This window comes from Nostoc cf. commune SO-36 (genome assembly GCF_023734775.1).
Taxonomy (GTDB): domain Bacteria; phylum Cyanobacteriota; class Cyanobacteriia; order Cyanobacteriales; family Nostocaceae; genus Nostoc; species Nostoc commune_A.
This window is the reverse complement of sequence record NZ_AP025732.1, coordinates 1668210-1687919: the sequence shown is the minus strand read 5'-3', so window position 1 is coordinate 1687919 and position 19710 is coordinate 1668210. Positions and strand designations below refer to the sequence as shown.

At 41.6% G+C, this 19710-nt stretch carries 14 protein-coding genes and 1 pseudogene; 7 read left to right on the top strand and 8 right to left on the bottom strand.

Annotation, left to right across the window (positions count from 1 at the left end):
* Positions 1-1023: 1023 nt before the first annotated feature.
* A pseudogene (locus ANSO36C_RS07355) lies at positions 1024-2092 on the top strand (hypothetical protein).
* A 65-nt stretch (positions 2093-2157) separates the two neighbouring features.
* Here the strand turns inward: ANSO36C_RS07355 and ANSO36C_RS07350 are convergent.
* Positions 2158-3024: a calcium-binding protein gene (locus ANSO36C_RS07350; RefSeq protein ID WP_251958999.1), complete on the bottom strand. Its 867-nt coding sequence runs from the start codon at positions 3022-3024 to the stop codon at positions 2158-2160.
* 89 nt (positions 3025-3113) lie between these two features.
* Positions 3114-4373 carry a glycosyltransferase family 4 protein gene (locus ANSO36C_RS07345; RefSeq protein WP_251958998.1) on the bottom strand — a complete coding sequence of 420 codons (1260 nt, stop codon included), beginning with the start codon at positions 4371-4373 and terminating at the stop codon, positions 3114-3116.
* Positions 4374-4524: 151 nt separating this feature from the next.
* Between ANSO36C_RS07345 and ANSO36C_RS07340 the strand changes: the two genes are divergently transcribed.
* Together ANSO36C_RS07340 and ANSO36C_RS07335 are read left to right on the top strand one after the other, a co-directional pair.
* Positions 4525-5262 carry a DUF429 domain-containing protein gene (locus ANSO36C_RS07340; protein WP_251960271.1) on the top strand — a complete coding sequence of 246 codons (738 nt, stop codon included), beginning with the start codon at positions 4525-4527 and terminating at the stop codon, positions 5260-5262.
* 37 nt (positions 5263-5299) lie between these two features.
* Positions 5300-5767 (top strand): DUF29 domain-containing protein, encoded by a 468-nt coding sequence (locus tag ANSO36C_RS07335; RefSeq protein ID WP_251958997.1) that lies wholly within the window; start codon positions 5300-5302, stop codon positions 5765-5767.
* Between the two features lie 66 nt (positions 5768-5833).
* On the opposite strand, the gene glgP is transcribed toward ANSO36C_RS07335, so the two are convergent.
* Both glgP and ANSO36C_RS07325 read right to left on the bottom strand, forming a co-directional pair.
* Positions 5834-8398 (bottom strand): alpha-glucan family phosphorylase, encoded by a 2565-nt coding sequence (gene glgP / locus ANSO36C_RS07330; RefSeq protein ID WP_251958996.1) that lies wholly within the window; start codon positions 8396-8398, stop codon positions 5834-5836.
* A gap of 660 nt (positions 8399-9058) precedes the next feature.
* Positions 9059-9382, bottom strand: coding sequence for a hypothetical protein (locus ANSO36C_RS07325; protein ID WP_251958995.1), 324 nt, complete (start codon positions 9380-9382; stop codon positions 9059-9061).
* Positions 9383-9983: 601 nt separating this feature from the next.
* Between ANSO36C_RS07325 and ANSO36C_RS07320 the strand changes: the two genes are divergently transcribed.
* The 4 genes from ANSO36C_RS07320 to ANSO36C_RS07305 all read left to right on the top strand — a co-directional run bounded on the left by ANSO36C_RS07320 (position 9984) and on the right by ANSO36C_RS07305 (position 15552).
* Complete coding sequence (locus ANSO36C_RS07320; protein WP_174707946.1) at positions 9984-10121, top strand: hypothetical protein; 138 nt, start codon at positions 9984-9986, stop codon at positions 10119-10121.
* Between the two features lie 958 nt (positions 10122-11079).
* Positions 11080-11778 carry an acyltransferase gene (locus ANSO36C_RS07315; RefSeq protein ID WP_251958994.1) on the top strand — a complete coding sequence of 233 codons (699 nt, stop codon included), beginning with the start codon at positions 11080-11082 and terminating at the stop codon, positions 11776-11778.
* A 602-nt stretch (positions 11779-12380) separates the two neighbouring features.
* Complete coding sequence (locus ANSO36C_RS07310; RefSeq protein WP_190943005.1) at positions 12381-12497, top strand: photosystem II reaction center protein I; 117 nt, start codon at positions 12381-12383, stop codon at positions 12495-12497.
* A 181-nt stretch (positions 12498-12678) separates the two neighbouring features.
* Positions 12679-15552 carry a DUF3769 domain-containing protein gene (locus ANSO36C_RS07305; protein WP_251958993.1) on the top strand — a complete coding sequence of 958 codons (2874 nt, stop codon included), beginning with the start codon at positions 12679-12681 and terminating at the stop codon, positions 15550-15552.
* Here the strand turns inward: ANSO36C_RS07305 and ANSO36C_RS07300 are convergent, their stop codons facing one another.
* The 4 genes from ANSO36C_RS07300 to murJ all read right to left on the bottom strand — a co-directional run bounded on the left by ANSO36C_RS07300 (position 15553) and on the right by murJ (position 19645).
* The gene (locus tag ANSO36C_RS07300; RefSeq protein ID WP_251958992.1) at positions 15553-15855 is read right to left on the bottom strand and encodes a hypothetical protein; all 303 of its coding nucleotides are present in this window, start codon (positions 15853-15855) and stop codon (positions 15553-15555) included. It lies immediately after the preceding gene.
* A 229-nt stretch (positions 15856-16084) separates the two neighbouring features.
* Positions 16085-17284 (bottom strand): ISAzo13 family transposase, encoded by a 1200-nt coding sequence (locus tag ANSO36C_RS07295; RefSeq protein WP_251960248.1) that lies wholly within the window; start codon positions 17282-17284, stop codon positions 16085-16087.
* Between the two features lie 109 nt (positions 17285-17393).
* Complete coding sequence (locus ANSO36C_RS07290; RefSeq protein ID WP_251958991.1) at positions 17394-17906, bottom strand: porin family protein; 513 nt, start codon at positions 17904-17906, stop codon at positions 17394-17396.
* A gap of 134 nt (positions 17907-18040) precedes the next feature.
* Entirely contained in the window at positions 18041-19645 is a 1605-nt protein-coding gene (murJ, locus tag ANSO36C_RS07285; protein WP_251958990.1) for a murein biosynthesis integral membrane protein MurJ, read from the bottom strand.
* Positions 19646-19710 lie beyond the last annotated feature (65 nt).

The window sequence follows — 19710 nt, the reverse complement described above, 5'->3', positions numbered from 1 at the left end:
TAACTTAGTATTTTTAGCAGAAAATATCACATAAAGCATTGTGAGCTTTTTTGCTACTACTCTATGATTTATGTGCTGGGGAGTTGTAATCTTGAGTCTGTCAAGATATAAAAAGTAATTGACTCAACTAAAATAGTTTAAAAACTTCATAATATTTCCAAATAATGTCATGTTAAAGAATTTTTATGAACAGGATTAAATGCATAATATTTTTGGCGTTGCTATTAATACTGCCTTGCTCCGTGGTAAATCCGGCATTTGCATCTGTATGTCGCAATAACGATTACCACCAGATTTGCATTCTCAGCATCAACCGAAGTGCCAAAAATTATTGGGAATACAGGGCTGCCGTTAGTGTAGATGGAGTAAAAAGACCTACCGAGATTTATAATTGTCGTAAAAGAGTCAAGGTTCAACAAGGTGGGACTATTTTGCCCTTTGAGCAAAAAAGCCCTGGTAAGATGATATGCAGCTTTTTTAATTCTTCTCGGCGGTAAACACGCGCCAAATAATGAAGGCAGTGAAACCTAAATAGGCGAATACTGTTAGCCATTCTTGCCAGCTACCAAATGGATTGTTCATTAGCAAAAGCCGGAAAATTGATATTTTTCAATCCTACACGCTGACGCTACCAGTCCGTTGTTGTATTTTGAGAGACAAAGAAAGGCTACTCAAAAATTTTTAGCTAATTTTCCGGAATCGGTAACAACGGAGTCGTAGTAAATATCAGAGCATCGATATTATACTGAACTTCTATAACAAACCTTCGGGGAATATACCCCATTGTTTCCACTCAAAAACCCGGTCTTTATGACCGGGTTTTTGATTTTACTTCTATTTTTCGTTTCTTCAACTAGTTCAGTTCTTCATTTAAGCTTATCATGGCTATCATTATAAAAAATTACAGGAAATTCTGAATACACAAAGTTAAATTAGGGATTGGAGAATAATTTATACCTCTTTCCAGAAACTTTTAAGAGATTTTATCGGTCTGGTTCTCCAAATTCTGCAAAAATTAAGCCGATGTCATCTTCTGCTCAAGGTATTCCCGGATTACCTGATTTGACGCATCCGATTGAGCTTGTTCAATTTGGAACCGAGGCGCTCAAAGCTTCACTGTTATTAGTATTTTTGATCGTAGCTTTGGGAGTTGCAATTGCACTGATCAGTTTTTCTCTCCGTCGCAGCCAGCCGGAACAAGTAATATTCATCGGCGAATGGGCTGTGCGTTATTCCCAACTATTGCGGGGATTACAGCATTTAACTCTAGTATTAGTTCTGTTAGTACCAGGATTTTTTCTTTGAAGCACCGCCGCCCAATGGCTACACACTGCTTGCTAGCTACAAAGTTGAGCGTGACGGTACTAGGTTACAACAAACCAATACGGGAGACAATGGCTTTCCCTTTCGGCTCCAACCGGGTGAAGAAACTACCTTTCGAGTTACCTATCAGGCTCAAGGCGGGCCTCGTTGGGTTTATAGCGCAACGGGACAGTTGCTTTCTAATTTTCGCCTCACAGCAATTGCTAACTTTGCCCCGGCTGATTTTGCTAGTGGTGTTGTACCGAATGAGATTAAAGTTAACGGACGCAGTACTCAGTTTGCTTGGATATTTGATGATAATGTTTCAGTCAAAAATCCCTTTGGAGTGTTTACCAACACCGAACCCATTCGTCACACGGGGATTATTCCGCGGCTTTTATTGCTAGCACCAGCAATATTTTTGTGGTGGATATTATTGTTATATTTGTCACTGCCAATGAGTTTCAAAAATATTGTGATCGCTGCTAGTATTTTCTTTGCTTGTCTATTGACTTTAACCTATCTAGCTCGCCTTATCGATGCTCAGTTGGCTTGGACTTTAATTTCCATCCTTTTACTAATTTTAACATGGGGATTGGGAGCCAGTCGCAGGGCTTCTCTGGCTGCGATCGTTGCTACGATTGCTGGGGCAGTGCTACCTATCTTCGGATTATTAGTACCGTTCACTGGATTAACCCTTAGTTTAGCGGGTTTGCTTTCAGCCGTTTGGCTAGCAGTTCGTCATTGGCATGGTTGGTACAGTTTGCACCCAGAAGACCAAAGATTATAGAACTGTAGAAAAATTTTAAAGATAGCGATCGCACTAATCTTCCTTACCAAAGTCTAAAATTAAATTTACTTATCTGCTAAACCTACTTGTCCGCCAATTAGCCCCAGAAATCCTGTTCCAGAATGCTGAATCTCCAAAAAACTTGCTTGCTCCGGTGAGGTTTTGTAAACTCGGAATGTTTTCATGATTCCTAAAGTAGCAGCACTTTCTAGAGGCCCAACAAAGCTGATATCCCGGTCAAGAAAATAACTTTGATTAGCCCAATAAGCCATCTGATTTGCATTCAAAAAATAGCAGCCGGCGTGAGGGTTAAGGGCACGACGAAAGGTAATTGGTGCATTCAGAATTGTACCCTTGAGTTCCTGTTGCTCCTGCACATTTTGAAAGGGAGCAGTTACTCGCAAAGCTAAATCCCCATCAATGTAAGCTTTGTGAACTAAACCGTAAGGAGAAACTTCATAACGATTTGGCTGGAGCAAATTTAAATCACCAGCTTGTTGGGTAAACCAATTTAATTTTATAAAAAACCAAGGGTCATGGATAATTAGGTCATCTTCAATAAAGCAGTAGTAATCATAATGACCGAGACAACTTTGTAAAACAGCTTGACACTCAAACCCTAAAAGTAGAGGTTCTACATTAGTAGAGTGATGCTTGTATAAATGAGATGGTAACGAAAGCTGATTTAGGAGATGATTGTTTTGGGTTGTACAAATAACAATATCTATTTCGTGACACTGCGACTGATTAACAGGGAAAGCTAGTCGTTGAGCAATGTTAATGATAGTTTGAGATTTACCAAATAATTGGTGTAAGGCAGTAAGGCTTTTAATTAGCGCTTGCAACCGAGGTTGTGGGTCTTTGCGCTGAGAAGCATGGCGACCTTCACTGGTAGGTTTGAAAAAATGGGCAATAGTAAAAATAATTCGCATCTTAAATATCGCTCTTTTATTTATTTGCGATTAGTCATCTGTCCTTTGTTGGTTGTAACTAATGACCAATGACTAATGACAAATGTCATCTAACTTCTAGCAAATCCTTTAGAATTTGGGCGCTTTTTCAAACTATCAGAAATTTTACCAGCGAACATCCATTGCAAATGCTGTGGTAAAAGTTTCGCTAAATCATAACGCTTTAAAATTGTCTCTCGCGCATTCGCACGAATTGCTTGCATCTCTTGAGGGTGATTCAGCGCCTCTTCAACCCTATCAGCAATATTCTGGGGAGAAAAGAAATCTACCAAAAGTCCATTTACTCCATCCTTTATGACCTCCAATACTGGCGAAGTGTTAGAAGCTACTAGCAAACATCCTGCTGACATTACTTCTAACATTGACCAGGATAAAACAAAAGGACGAGTTAAATAAATATGAGCAGACGAAGCTTGCAAAACTTGAAGATATTCATTGTAAGGAAGCCTATCTGTAAAATGCAGCCTTGATAAATCCAAAGATAATTTTTCCAACATTAATTGTTTATAAGTCTGACCATCAGGAAGATTCTTGCCATAAGCGACCCGATCTTCTCCTACAACTACCACATGACAGTTAGGTCGTCGCTCCTGAAGTAGCGCCACTGTTTCCATAAACTGCGGAAAACCTCTGTAAGGTTCCATCCCGCGCCCCACATAAGTTACCAACTCTTCCACATGAGAAAGATCGAGATTTATTCTTGGTAAAACTAACTTTGCGCCTGGTTTAGGGACAAAATATTGGGTATCAACACCATCATGCATGACAGTGAGTTTGCTATGATATTCTTTAGGAAATTGCTGACGCTGCCAATTGGTTGGAGAAAGACCGCGATCGCAGCTATATAAATCAGTCAAAATCGGTGCATTTTTGACACGTATGCGGCATTCATCATCAGCATTCAGTGGTTCACTGGGATCAAAATCTGCATCCGAACCGTAAGCATGGTAAAACCACTCGAAATAACACAATAATTCAGCTTTGGGGAAAATATCTTTCATAAATAAAGTTGGCCCCCAACCAGAATGTCCATAAACTATATCTGGAACGAAACCTTCAGCTTTTAATTTTTCTGACACGCGATAGACAGCCTGTGCAGTAAGAACAGCATTTTCCAGGTTGCGAACATAGTGGTGGGTTTGGGGAGCAGCTTCACGAGAAGGAGTATAAATAGCTTTAAAAACGCCAGGTATTTCGCCTTCACGACGATTTGTCCCAAAGACGACTTGGTGATTAGGATCTTTACCTAAAACTATCGCTAAATTGCGAAATTGCGAGGGGAAATTGGGATGTAAAAATAAAATTTTCATAGGAATAATCTTGATCAACTTATTGTCAGATAAAATAAATTAAGGCAAGCTGGTTAAGATTATAAGATTATTTCTCACGATTTTTAGCAAGTAAATTTAGGTAAATGGTTGCCCAAAAGTGCGAAAATAATCGCAAATTTGTGTTATGACCATGAAATTTATTGGCATTGATTTAGGCTGGAAATCACAACCAAGTGGACTATGCTCTTTAGAATGGATAGATGGGCAACTGCAACTACTTGATTTAGACCGCAAAGAAGCCATTGCAGACATCCTCACCTGGATTGATCAAAGCGTACAACCAGATGAACCAGCCATCATCGCCGTAGATGCACCTACCCTCATACCCAACGCTACCGGGAGTCGCCTCCCCGACAAACTCAGCCACAAGTACTTTGGTAAATATCATGCAGGATGCTACCCAGCGAATCAAAACCTACCCTTTGCAGAACGCACCATCAACTTTGGCTTAGAATTAGAATCACGCGGTTTTGCACATGCACCCACCATTGAACCGCAAAAACTCAGCAGATATCAAATAGAAGTCTTTCCCCACCCAGCGATCGTTAACCTATTCAACTTAGAACGCATCCTCAAATATAAAAAAGGACGCCTCAGCGATCGCCGCCTAGAATTAATCAAACTCCAAAATTATCTTCTCGATATCCTCCCCTCTCTTTCTCCTGCTCTGTGCCTCTGCGATAGCCCTACGTTCCTTCTGGAAATACCCACTACAGGCGCAGCCCTCAAAGCAACCGAAGATAAACTAGATAGCTTAATTTGCGCTTATGTTGCTGCTTATTGGTGGTATTGGGGAGAACAACGTAATTTAGTTTTAGGCGATCGCACCACTGGCTACATTGTCATTCCACAAAGAATGTTAGCCTAAAATTGTAATCTCGTCAGATTTAACTCAAAGAGGTTTTATGCAAGGAGTTAGTTCTAATTTGAGTTTAAAAGAGCTTTATGAAATTGATGAGAATCTGTGGTTAGAAGAAACAATCAAACTATTGAAAGCTAACCATTTAGAAAAACTTGATTTAGAAAATTTAATAGAGGATCTAGAAAATTTGGGTCGTAGAGACAAAGCCAAGGTCGCTAATTTATTAGAACAAATTATTAGACATCTTTTATTGCTGCAATATTGGACAGAAGAAACTCCATATAATTCTGGACATTGGAAAGCAGAAATTAGAAGTTTTAGGAATGAATTAAAACGTAACTTGACAACTAATTTATATCAATTTTTAGAAAAAGAGTTAGCATCAATTTATGATGATGCATTAGGATATGTAATTGATAAAACTGAAGGCAAACTAGATAACTTACCTCAATCTTGTATTTACACTTTAGATCAGCTACTAGATATTAATTATCTACCTGAAAATGTTTGATATAAAAGGCGTTGCTAAAAAATCAGCAACGCCTAATCTTGAGTATTCAACAACTACTCAGCACTCTTATTCTGCCCAAGCAATCAACCTTGGTTCATAAGGATTAGCCAGATTTTTATTTTTCGGTAATACACGCAAAGACAAGCCTTGCAACCCAGAAGCAGTATAAGTGATATTACCCGTGTAAATACTTAATTGCTGTCCATCTTCACCTTGGTAATCCATTACCACTGGCACAGCATTGACAATATCACCATTGGCATCGATCGCACCTTGATATAACTCCACCTGCACATCATCATTCGTCAAAGTTGCTAAGTCAACCTTGGCTTTGACAGCAACAGTTTGGTTAACCTCAATGTCTGAAGCTGCCGATACATCAACATCTTTGATTTTGATGTCAAACCAGTGTTCGCCCAGTTTTTCTTTCCAAGCAGCTAGTTCTTTCGCAGGGGCATAGTTATCAACAGTCAGGGTATGATAGCGATCGCTAGCCGGGAAATAAGCCCTCCCAGCATATTCTCCTACCATCCGCGCTGTATTAAAGAACGGACAATTCAATCGAATTGCATCCTTCATTTTGGCAACCCACGGACGGGGCAAACCATCAGTATCCCGATGTTCGTAAAATAACGGTACAACTTCCTTCTCTAACAACTCGTAGAGAGCATTTGCTTCTACTTCGTCTTGGTAGTTAGGATCGTCGTAATTCTCTCCATGTCCAATTGCCCAGCCTGTGCGGACGTAATCAGCTTCATCCCACCAGCCATCTAGTACACTTAAATTTGGCAAGCCATTCATTGCAGCTTTCATGCCACTAGTACCAGAGGCTTCCCGTGGACGACGCGGTGTGTTTAACCAAATATCGCAACCCGCAACCATCAACCGGGAGATGTGAATGTCGTAATTGGGGACAAACACTACCTGTTTTTCTAAGTTTTGTTCGTGGATAAAGTGATTGATGTCGCGGATCAGTTCTTTACCGGGAATATCTTTAGGATGTGCCTTACCAGCAATGACAAATTGCACCTTCCGGTCTTTGTTAGCCAAGAGAAGCCGCTTAATGCGATCCAGATCGCGCATCCAGAGGGTGGCGCGTTTGTAGGTGGCAAAGCGGCGGGCAAAACCAATGGTGAAAGCGTAAGGATCTAAAACTTCTTGGGCCTGGATAATTTCGGAAGCCGAAGCGCCGCGATCGGTCAAATGCTTGACCAAATGCTCTCGCACATACAAAACCATATCTAAGCGGCAGCGTTCGTGATTACGCCACAACTCCTCATCGGGTATGGCTTCCATTCGATCCCATAATGGGCTATCTGGTGGTGCTGATGACCAGTTTGGCCCAAGGTAGCGATCGTATAACTCTTGAGTAGATTTGGCAACACAACTGCGAGCATGAACACCATTAGTAATTGCTGCGATCGGCACTTCCTCTACTGGCACATTTTGCCACAAGCCCTGGAACATTTGCCTTGACACTACACCGTGCAGTTGGGCGACACCGTTAGAAAATGTTGCCATTTTCAGCGCTAGCACTGCCATACTGAAAGGCGCAGATAAATCGCCTGTATTCTCGCGCCCTAATCCTAAAAATTGCTCTTTGAGCAACCCAAATATCTCTGCATAGTACCCCAAGTAATGCAGCATTTTGTCAGGAGCGAACAAGTCAATCCCTGCTGGTACTGGCGTGTGGGTAGTAAAGATATTGCTGGAAGCGTCTACTTGTTTTGCTTGGAGATAATTCAGTCCCTCTTCCTGAATCAGCAAGCGGATGCGTTCTAAAGCAGAGAAGGCAGCGTGACCTTCATTCATGTGGTAGGCAGTGACTTTTAGCCCCAGAGCTTTAAGCATTTGCACACCACCGATCCCCAGCATGATTTCCTGGTGGATACGCATATCGATGTCGCCACCATACAGCTGGTCTGTGATGTCGTGGTCGTAAGTATTGTTTGGTTCAATATTGGTGTCCAACAGATACAGGGGCACTGTTCCTACCTGTACGCGCCAAACTCTGGCATATACTTTGCGTCCTGGATAATCTACCGCAATCCGCAGTTCTGAACCGTCGGCATTGCGCTCTAGATGCAAAGGCATATTGTAGAAATCGTTGAGCAGGTAGCGTTCTTGCTGCCAGCCATCGGCATTAAGATACTGGGCAAAGTAGCCTTGTTGATACAGTAAGCCTACACCTACAAGGGGTAGCCCCAAGTCACTGGCAGATTTGAGGTGATCCCCCGCCAGAACACCCAAGCCCCCAGAATAGACGGGCAAACAATCTACAAGCCCAAATTCCGCCGAAAAATAAGCGTAGCATTCCTTTGGTTTCTGCTCCCTCTGTTTCTGATACCAGGTGCGCTCTTGCAAATAATCGTCTAACTGTCGGTCAGCTCGATCCATTTGCGCTAGAAAGCCCTCATCCTCAACAACTTCCAGAAGCCGCGATTGAGAAATAGTACCCAACATTAACACTGGGTTATGATGGCTAAACTCCCACAGGTCAGAATCTAACCGACGAAATAAATCTTTAGTGTCAACGTTCCAATCCCAGTGCAAGTTATATGCTAGCCGCCGTAGTGGTTCGAGCCGCGGCGGTAATGAAGGTGATACGTTAAACGTGCGAATTGGCTGCATAGGTTGGCAAAACTCCAAGTTTAGCTATGGTTATTGTTTACTCTCTTTACCAATGTTGCCAATTCTTTATACTATATTTTGTGAAAAAGCTATGACTTTGTTAAGCATTGAGAATTTTTTTAACCTAGTTGCTAAAGTTTACACCAAGGTGTTTCTAATTCTATGCGTAACTCTAGCCATGTACTTGGTATATTAAGATTTAATCATTTACTGGCATCTATCACTTAAAAAAATCTAGTTTTGAATAAATAATTTATATTTATTTTAGTATTGCTTCCGGGGATCAATTCTAGAGTGTTAGCTGAGAGTGAAAATTCTTTATAGCTGCTTCTAGGAAAGTGAAATATTTAATTATTTTTTAAAAAATTACTCCATCAAGAAAGTAGGCTAGCACAGCTGTGCTAACCTACTCTGTGGCTAATTATTTTTTCTTTACCTTACCTGTACGTAAACCGCTATATGTAATTCTTCGGTTAAGACTGGTTTAAGGTTAGGCAGAGGCATAGCTTCTCATAGACATAGCCTAAAATTGGATCGTTTAAAAACTGTACCAAGCAGTTAACCAGGAAAAGCGATGCCTGTAGCGGGTTACGCCTACTCTAACTGCTTGGTATTAAATATTAGCCCTAAACCAGGAAAATAACTTAGCAAGGTATTATTTTATGCACCTAGTGAAGGCTGATCTTTAGTATTTTTGGTCATCGACAGAGCTACAGCAGCTGCATAAGCAATCTCCGCGGCCATTTGATAAGCAAGTTTGATACTCGATGAAGCGTCCTTAGCTTTAGGAGATAGAGAAGCTTTTTTTCGGCGCGACTCTTGTTTGACATCACCTCCTGCAATAGCTCGCTGTAAAATGATCCAGGCATCTAGGTCTTCTGAGTCATAATTACTTTGAAGTTGCGATCGCACTTGATCTTCTGCTACAACACTTAGATAACCGCTAGTTAGAGATTCTTGCACAATATCTTTAATTAAAGCCATAATTTGAACCAAGTGTGTGAGTTAAAACCGATACCTCAATTTGGGGAATTTAATGTTGTTTTGTGGACTTCTCCTAGAAACTAAGCTACGTTTTAGTTTTCTCTACAATAAAATTTATAACAAGTAGTATCAAGCACGCATCACCCGCTTGGCTCACCCGAATGGGTGATATACAAATTGTCAGTAATAGGGAAGAGGAAAGTTTTTAGATTTTTCCAGAATAGGGTGTCATTAGTATAGTAGATATCATTCTGAATTTCACACAATATCATAAAATTACTTGGGCAAGCAACGCTAGAAATATAAACAAAAATGCCAATACCAAGTAACTGCCTACAGCATTTTTTACTTCTCGCCTTTAAGGGATTTTGTCTAAGTGTATAAAATTATTATAAAGTAGCTTAGGCTTTGCCCAACCTAGGCATCGCTCCAGTAAAAAAACTAACTTATTTCCATCATTCTCATCAACAAGCGACCTGAAAATCTACTTATTTCATGAGAATGTTCCACTAAAAATAAAATGTGTTATCGTTGAAAACAATTGTTATTAAAAGCTATTCATGTAATTAAAAACGTGAATTGGTTAGTTTGTAAATCATCCATGTGCAACATGATTGGAGCAGCATACTCTAGAAATTCGTTGCAAGAAAGCCGTCATAGCAGTCGGGGAAGCGCTTACTTGTTTGCACCGATGGTTAACTTCAATGTGATGGCTGATGTGGGAGATAATCCACCATAATTGGGTTTTACTTAGGCACAAATACCCTAAGAAACCCAACAATAATTACATTGTCATGCTAGGCATAAATTTTATCTAAATTTTGAATATAGTCTAGTTAAATGTATTTTTTGTTGCAAAATAGCTTGTAAAACTGAGTTGTTTCAAAAGACTAAAACCGCTTGTAAATAAGTGGCTTTAAGGTAAACAAATCTATTCCTAATTGCATAACAAGCTTTTCAAATTTGCCAGATAACCAAAACAGTATCCAATCTAAACCAGCAAATTTCCCCATCAAACAACTTGATAGTCTGAGATTTGACCTTATGAAAAGGAGTCAGAATTCAGGAGTCAGAATACCCCATGTCTGCTCGCTTTTAGCGTCTCCAAGAGTTGTCAGGGGTTTCAAGCAAGGAATACTTTTTTCTTCTCCACGACTGAAGTCGGGGGCTGTCTTATCATGATTCCTCCACTCTTTCGTTCAGAATTCAATTCTGTTAGCGGATAGCTAAGGTTTAGCCCATTCTGGCTCCTGACTCCTGAATTCTTCTTCGGTAATGCACTGAAATTGTTTCGTTAATTGCTTGCTTTGGTGAAAAAGAAGCCAAATTTTTATGTACATATAGTACAAAAGTTTCTAATACAATGTGGTGGAAGCTTGCCAAACTTTAAGCAGTTGAACAACTTGTTATTAAAATAGTAGTTTGATTGACGACGTACTGTACTAGCCACTTCAAGCAATCAATTGTGCATATCAATTAAGCGATTCTACACATTTCAGTTCCAGAATAGTTCACATAGTCAAACTCTGGTTTTTCAAATATTGGAAAACATCTCAGAAATATGGAGAAATTTCAGTGACACAGTTAATTTTACTTCTGTGTCAACGGATACTGATTGATGCTCTTGGTATTGCTCAGAAGATTAGGATACAGCCAAAACAACTGTCAACAATAATTGATTGAAGAGATATATAGCCATGCATAACAAGCAATACCTTTCACAATTGCAGCGCATGCAAGAACTTTTAGTAACAACGATGTTAGGAGAGATCCCGACACTTCTGCTAGGGTCAAAGTTGCGTAATTTGGGATATCGTAGTATTTTCGCCCACATAGGCAGCCAAGTATATATTCAAAATGGTGTTGAATTTAATGGTAGTTCTTGTATTGAGATAGGCAGTGAAGTCTATATTTTCAAGGGTGTGCGGATGGATGCTAGAGGACACAAAAATAATAGAATTCATCTAGCAAATAAAGTCGCTATTGAGCGTAACGTTGATATAGGGTGTTTGGAAAATACATCAATATTTATTGATGAACATACCTTTATTGCTCCCAATGTGTGTATTGAGGGGCCAGGAGACATTAAAATCGGTAAATACTGCTTGATTGCTGCCAACTCAGGGATATATGCCAATAATCATAATTTTGCCGATCCGATAGAGCCAATTAAATACCAAGGTGTTATTACTCGCAAGGGAATTGTAATTGAAGATGATTGTTGGCTAGGGCATGGAGTAACAGTATTAGATGGTGTTACTATCGGCAAAGGTAGTGTTATTGGTGCGGGAGCAGTTGTCAATAAAGATATTCCTCCTTTCTCCGTTGCTGTAGGCATACCTGCACGAGTAATTAAAAACCGAATTAGCAAAGACTTAAGCATTATTTCAAGCTGAAAAATAGGAGATTGGGGACACTTCTCTCTGAGACGCTTTGCGTAGCTTGCTTCCACATTCGCGTAGCGTCCCGTAGGGAAGTGGTACGACATGGTTCGAATACGCTCACCAGTCGAGGTAGTTGAGCGCAGTCGAAACTTAGTGCGTCGCTGGGGATTGGGGACAAGGAAAATTATTTCCTGTAACCGATACCCTCTAACCTCTAGGCTTTTTTTAAGAAACTTTTGCCGTCAGTGAACGTCATAAGAGTAAACAATCTCTGAGTTAAGCTAATCGTCATTTAAATTGCACAATTTTCATGCTAATTAAGGCTGCAAACCTTCTCCCTTGCTCCCTGCCCCCCTGCGATCTCAATGTGCAATCTTATTTGCTTAACAGCTTATTTCTTGGGGTCATCTGAAAGTCAGACAGCTGACATCTTGCACCATTTTCAATAACCGTAAGGTAGACACTGCTAGTACCTAATCTCAAGTCCCCACTCCCAAATCCCCAGAGTCCTCTAAAAAGGGACGAGATTTGGGTAATATAAAGTAGCTATCTTTTCTGCATAGCAGATCCTGAAAGAAAAGCTCTTTTTGTTTTACCCAGTTGGAGATATTTCTATGCTGACTTTAAAAATCGCTGTTTATATTGTTGTTGCCTTCTTTGTAGCTATCTTCATCTTCGGATTTTTGTCGAACGATCCCGCTCGTAACCCCGGTCGCCGGGACTTAGAGTAAAAGGCCGATAAATCATCCGCGACTTTGGAAGGCGGAAAATACTAAACGCCATAGAAACTTACTAAGCGAAAGTTAGTAAGTTTCTTCCTCCAGGTAGCAGAAGGCAACAGTCGGAAGGCAGAATGTATGTTTATCCTTCCCTTCGTCATTTGGCTGTTTGTTAGCCCGATTTTGCTCAAATATGCTTCATCCAGTTCTGCCACCCGATTCGCCTCCTATCGTCGAATCTTTACAAACTGTAAATCCCGCCTCATCTGCTAGTCATACTAATTTTCTTTCAGGTGTAGATACTGGAATACATGAAAAGACAGACAAATCCAAGCAGCCCAAGGTTTTGGCTCAGTTGCCAATTGCAGGTAACATCAAGAGTGATCCGCAATTACCAACTCCTCTCAACTCAACTCAGGATGACTTGGTAGTAGCCGAAACTTCCTCTGTACCTCATTCACCAGAAACTTCCCCACTCGCTAATTCTGGAAGTGCTGCGCTTTTGGGGCAGTCGCTAGTCGTTGGTTATCCTACGCAGGAGGTTACAACCTCTAATCGCCAAGATAAAAAAGACACAAAGACAAGTTCGAGCGTCGGTGTACAGCGCTCGGAAATTCTCTTAATGTCGGCGTTGCGTAAACGCAAGGCTCAAAGGGAAGCTACTGCATTGCCAATAAAAGTTGCAGCAGAGGTTTCCGACCTAGACGCAAAAAGTGAACCTGCTCAAAAACTCGGTCAGCGAGGTCTAACGACAAGCCGCTTTGCGTCTACGCTAGATCCAAACTCTAGTAATGCAGAAAAACAAACCCTTTTGGATGCTAGCTTTAGCTATAGAGTTTCCCCAAATCCCCTTGTTGCCAAATCTCCGCTTCCTCTTCAAATTGTCCCAAGTGTTACAAACCGCGATAAGTTAGTCGAGTCTAGGGGGGAAATTTTAGCTGAGAAGTTAACCCAACAAAAACAGCAACGTGATGTTGTTGCACAACAGTCTGCACAAGAAAAAAATATCTCTGTATCTGCTGATCTAACACCTAATTCTCAATCAGTACAAAATTTTATAACATTCAAGTCTCGTAATCCCACAAACCAACTCTCAACGCCCATTACTGTAGAATTTAAGTCCCAAGTCCAACAACAAAGCCAAGTACCAACGCCTACACCAGAGGCTAACACCACTAATCAGCCACAAAGTCAACCTGGTACAACTGCGCCAGCTAGACCAAGAATTGTAGAAGTAACTTCCGATCGCCAAGAGTATGACGAGCAACAGCGAATTATTACAGCTGTAGGTAATGTAATTGTGCGATTTGATGGGGCGGTGGTGGATGCCGATCGCCTGCAAGTCAATTTGGACAACTTGATTGCTGCGGGGGAAGGCAACGTCACTTTAACACGGGGCGATCAGATACTGCGTGGACAACGCTTTACCTATAACTTTGTTCAAGATAGTGGGGAACTGGAAAATGGTAGAGGAGAAATTTACGTCCCTTCAACACAAACAGATTTTGCTTTCTCACAGACTGATGTAACTGCTGGTGGAGTTCCAAGACGTCCACCAAGCGATCGCATTAGAGCCAATCAGCCCCTTTCTGGTGTCAGTAGCCCTGGAGGAATTGATTTTGCACTTGGTGGTCAGTCAGATGCAAGCAACATCGCGCCACCGAAAACAGGGGGTGTAGTCAATCGACTCAGGTTTGAAGCTGAAAACGTTGACTTCTATCCACAAGGCTGGCAAGCAAGGAATGTTCGCATCACCAATGATCCTTTTTCGCCCCCAGAACTAGAGTTGCGTGCAGATACAGTAACTCTGACGCGAGAATCACCCTTGGTAGACCGCATTAGGACACAGAAGCAGCGTTTGGTATTGGATCAAAGAATTTCCTTACCAATTCCGGTGAATGAGCAGACTATTGACCGTCGAGAGCGGGATGTTACACCTGCAATAGTCTCCCCCGGCTATGATGGAGAAGATCGGGGTGGTTTGTATATTGAGCGTGGCTTTCCAGTGATCGATACAGAGCAGACACGCTGGACGATTACGCCCCAGTTGCTAGTACAAAGAGCTGTGCAAGAAGGTACGGGTGACTTAGCCGAACTGTTTGCTGTCAAGACAAAAATAAATTCTGTTTTGAGTCCACGAGCAGTACTTGAGGGGAGTGGGGAGTTAACTAGTTTTAACTTGGACAAAGTGGAAGATAATTTGCGGGCCAGGTTAGGATTGCGCCAGATATTAGGCGATTCCCTTCCCCACATATTGAATCTGGAGTATGGCTACCGCGAGCGTTTTTATAACGGTACTCTCGGCTTTCAAACTGTCCAAAGCAGTCTTGGCGGCATTATTACCTCTCCTGTAATTCCTTTAGGCAGGAGTGGCATCAACCTCACTTATCAGGCAAGCGCTCGATATATCAATGCCAACACCGATCGCCAAGACTTATTAGAACCATTGCGGGAAAACGATCGCATCTCACTAGGGCGTTTACAAAGTAGCGCTATCCTCAGTACTGGGGTGTTGCTATGGCAGGGAAAACCATTACCAGCCACTGCCACAGAGGGATTACGATACACGGCTAACCCTGTAGTTCCTTACTTGCAAGCGATCGCTAGCCTCACAGGCACTAGCAGTTATTACACCAATGGTGATAACCAAAGTACCCTAACTGGTACAATTGGCTTACAAGGGCAAGTTGGTCATTTTTCTCGACCTTTTTTCGACTATACCGCTTTTAATATTAGTTTCTCTCAAGGCTTAAATAGCGGGTTATCACCCTTTTTGTTTGACCGCTTTGTTGATAACAAAGTGTTGACTGCGGGAATATCACAGCAAATCTACGGCCCTTTTCGCTTAGGCTTTCAAACATCTGTCAACTTAGATACTGGCACAGAAACTAGCACAGACTACATTTTGGAATATAGCCGTCGCACCTATGGCATCACCTTGCGTTACAATCCGGTGTTGGAGTTAGGCGGCATAAGCTTCCGAATTAGTGATTTTAACTGGGGCGGTGGCACTGATCCATTTTCGGAAGTTAAGCCAGTAGTGGGGGGCGTGCAACAGGATTATTAATTAGCTAATGGAATCACTCTCGCGCCAGGGAAAGTTTACCGCCTTAACTTCCGAATAAGTTGATGCACCACTAGGTATTCTCAGCTTGGCATAGTCGCCGCTGAGTTGAACACATGAGGGTGGTTGGTGTAGGGTTGTACAGCACCTTTGAACTGCGGCTTGGTACTCTCGCCATTGCTTGCGGATTGCAATACTTGTTGCATCATTACCTAAATCAGAAAATTTTAGTCCCGCTCGAATCAGCCAAGATTCTACATCAGTTGTTTCACCAAGTATTTGTGAAATGTGATTAATCTTTTCCATAAGTAATCTCTTAATACGTGTATTCACAATTGCTCATTTCACTTTAAGAGAAACTTTGAATACTAACCAATATAATTTTTTCTCAAAATCATAAATAAAAATGATTAAAAAAAGAGTTCATCTCTGAGCATGAATACTCAGAGATGACGAATGAATTACTATTACAGCTGGCAAACATCATTGCTTTAGCTTCCGATTAGAGAACTCCACAAAAAAAATGATCCAATAGCTATGTGGGTTTAGCAAAAATTTCTACAAACCATTTTCTGAGATTGGGGAGGCGGTGAATCTGTGTTTCAATTTCTGCCATAGCGGAGGTAGTAAGTTTAACTCCTGTAGAATAAACTGTTTCTACCAATGTGACCACCGGATTTTTACCCTTAAATGTGAGAGTTTGGGCGAAATTCAGTACAGTCTCAACAGTGTCAAGTAAACTACCATTCCAATGCTGTTCTAACCAGCCAAAACAACGTTCTATCGGGTTATATTTGCTATGATAAGGCGGATAATAAGCAAGTTGTAACGTCAGTTGAGATGATGTACCAAAATCTACAATCCGCTTCATAAATTGAGTGCGGCGAGAATTATTTTCAGGTCCATTATCCTGATTAATCACCAGTTTTTGAATATGAGCAAATCTGTGTTTGACAGTTTGCCACCAGCTTTCAAGCAAATCAACAATACAATCAGCGGTTAATTTGGAAGAAACAAAGAATAAAAATAACTCGTTGTATTCAGGTATAAAAATGCCGTAGGGAATCAGAGTTATCTCCGTCGGGAAGTCGTGGTCTACTGAGATGGTTGGCATTCGATTTTTACCCCCACGGTCAAATTCTCCAATCTTAACTGCTACCTTAGCATCAATGGAAATTCGCAGAGTATGAGGGTCATTGTCAGCTTCACTATTAATTTGTTCAACTTGTTCAAAAATCGCTTCTGTTTCGGGAATTTTCTTGATAGGCTTGGTTTTCAGAACTCTTTTTAAGGTATAGCCTAAATCATTCAATTTTCGTCGAATTGTTTCTGATGAAGGTAGTTCTTCCTCTGTGTAACCAAATTGTTCAATTAGTTGACGACGGACTTCGCTTGCCGTCATGCGTGTATACAAACGTATACTTTTAAAACTGGGGTCAGTTTGACTTTGTGGGTCTACTAACGATTTTATATCCCTCAACAAGTTTGATAATTTTGCTTCAGCCCGCTTGCGTCCACTACGCCTGAAACCATCAATAAAAGGCTGACCACTCTCTAACTCCTGCATCCCTTTACGGATAGTGCGCCTATTCCATCCCAACTCCCTTTCCGCCACAGTTTGTCCACCTATTCCCAAACCTTTGACTACTTCTGCCATGAATTGTCTTCGGTCACTTCCCTTGAGTTTTTTCGCTGTTTTGATGTACAGAGATTTTAGGTGCGCGGTGAGTTGAATGATAGATTTTGGATACATGAGCTAGACTGCACACTGAATTTATCTTTCTCTTATCATAGGATCAATTATTCTGTGGAGTTCTCTTAAGCCGTTTTCTAGCTTGTAATCACTAGAAGCGATAGCCTACTCCTGCTTGGAAGCTTACAGCGTCAGCATCACTATTTCTGTAGGCATCGATGCCCCATTTGGTATCGCCGTAGGCAATGACATTGTTGCTAACTTCTGATTCAATGCCAAGGGTGAGTACAGGTGCATTCTGATTGCCTAATGGAGTTTTTTGACCTTCGTCAGTTACAAAGGAATAACCACCACCGAAGTAAACATTAGTATTTCTGGCGATGGGTGCATCGTAAGTAACTATAGGCATAATTGCAGCAGCATCACCACCATAAAGCACAGAACCCCGCAGTGAAAGAGGTGTTGTCGGAACGGCGTAACGTCCTTGGATATTACCACCAAGTTGTGCTTCATCGTTTCCTTGTCCGCCACTGGTTGCACCAACCGCAATACCAGCACCGATGTAGTTACCGTTAGTACCTGCTGTTTGAGCAGATGCAATGCCGGCTGAGAAGACAATGGAAGCAACAGCAAGTGCAGAGGCAGCTAATTTTGTAAGTTTCATAGGATTCGTTCTCACTAGAGTTAAGTAAAATCAATGTTCTCTAGTACTAGAATCTCTTTTTTTACAAAATGTAACCTCGCACACTTGGCTCACCCAAGTGGCTGAATTATTTCTCACCCACCTGGGTGTACAATTTATTTCTTCAAAAAGCGCTGACGTAAACGAGAGACAAAAATATTCACCTCTGGTATTTTCAGCCATGAAGCGATCGCAGCAAACACCGCAATTCCCACGAAGCCGGATATACACAATTGTAACAGCAGAACCAGTAAACCCGTTTTACCTAAGAATTGTTGAGAAGCAACCAAAGTTCCATAGCTGGCAACCCCAGCTACCACACTACCAGCAGTCAAACCCAAAATCGGCAAACTCCACTCACGCCAAGGTAAACCATTGAGTTTGCGATCGAGTAACCATAACAGCATTAACATTGAGCTACAATTTACACCCACTGTTGCCAACACCAAACCGGGAGCGCCAAAAGGTTTCACGAAAAACCAATCTAATACGATGTTGAGCAAGATGTTAAAAATACTGATGCGAAAAGGTGTCTGTCCATCCCCTAAAGCATAGAAAACCCGCACCAAAACATCACGCCCCAAATAAACAAACATCCCAATTCCATAAGCTACTAACAATGATGAAACTAGCTGTGTGGCTTGTGGTTTGAAAGCACCGCGCTCATATACCACCTGCACAATTGGTACAGATAGTGCTACCATCAGCGCCCCTAACGGTAGCATCGTGGAGGCAGTGAGTAAAAGCCCTTGGCGAATGCGTAATTTTAAATCTGGCCAATTTTCGGGGCCGGCAAGTTTGGCAAATATCGGTAAAAGGGGCAGTAAAATAATATTAGAAATAATCCCCAAGGGAGTTTGGACTAATAAATTTGCATAGTTAAAACCTGCCGCAGCACCAGCGATTGGACTAGCAAAATAAAGGTCAGTGGCAACATTAATTGGCATCATTCCAGAGGAAATTGTTGCCGGAGTCATGATTTTAATTACTTCTTGAACGGCTGGGGATTTAAAATCAAACCGCAGACGTAATGTGCCCAATCCTAACCGCCACTGAACAATTAGCTGCACTAGCCATTGAAGAATTGCTCCTGCCAAGGTTCCCCAGGCTAATACCATACCACCGATTAAAGCGTATTCTGGCTTGATAATGTCCTTCCCCAGTTGCATAGCCAAGATCCCAAGACCGGCGACAACGGTAATGCTGGATAATAAAGGACTAATGGAGAGTAACCAATATTGATTGGCTGCATTAAGAGTACCGAAGCCAATGCCAATTAAACCGGCAAATAAAGCCATCGGTGCCATAATGCGGAGTTGTTGAATGGCGATCGCTCTGGTTGTCTCTTCCAAACCATGACCGACTAAATCAACGATCGCATCCGCAAAGAAAACCTGAGCAAATGTCACCACTAATAGCAATCCAGCTACCAGCGTTGTCACGGTTTCCACTAAGGGAGCCGCTTCTTCTCGCCGCCGCTTGGCTAAAACGCTAATGATCGCACTGTGTAATGGCCCATTTACGCCACCGAGTAAGATCAATAAAAAGCCAGGGATAACATAGGCATAACTATAGGCAGTGGCAGCAGCACCAACACCAAATGCGGCAGCGATCGCTTGCTGCCGCACTAAACCGAAGACTTTACTAATTAATGTGGCTGCGGCAACAATGCCAGCAATTCTAGCGAAAGAACGAGAAGGTTTTTGGTCTTGTTGTGTCACGAATAATATCCAACAACTCTTGCAGAGTGCATACTTTAAAACATTTAACCCGAAATTCCGCAGTC